Source organism: Pseudonocardia sp. EV170527-09 (assembly GCF_008369905.1).
Lineage (GTDB): Bacteria > Actinomycetota > Actinomycetes > Mycobacteriales > Pseudonocardiaceae > Pseudonocardia.
Window position 1 is genome coordinate 1 of record NZ_VRMC01000556.1, and the last position, 254, is coordinate 254.

The window sequence follows — 254 nt, forward strand, 5'->3', positions numbered from 1 at the left end:
CCACTCGCATGTCTGAGCCCATAAACGACACAAAGGATTCGAAATGACCGATCCCCTCACCAGCGGAACTCCGCTGGTCATCGCTGCCCACGGCACCCGCGACGAGGCAGGTGTGGCCGAGTGCCGTGCTTTGGCTGAGCGCGTTGCTCGCAAGCTGCCTGGTATCCCGGTGGAACTGGGGTTCGTCGAGCTCGCCGAACCCGGCATCCCCGAGGCCGTCGGTGCCGCCGTCGCCCAGGCCCCAGACCTGTCTC

At 66.1% G+C, this 254-nt stretch carries 1 protein-coding gene; it reads left to right on the plus strand.

From position 1 onward, the window contains the following. Positions 1 to 43 precede the first annotated feature (43 nt). A partial coding sequence (locus FVA95_RS30125; protein ID WP_193564464.1) for a sirohydrochlorin chelatase occupies positions 44 to 254 on the plus strand: 211 nt, incomplete at its 3' end.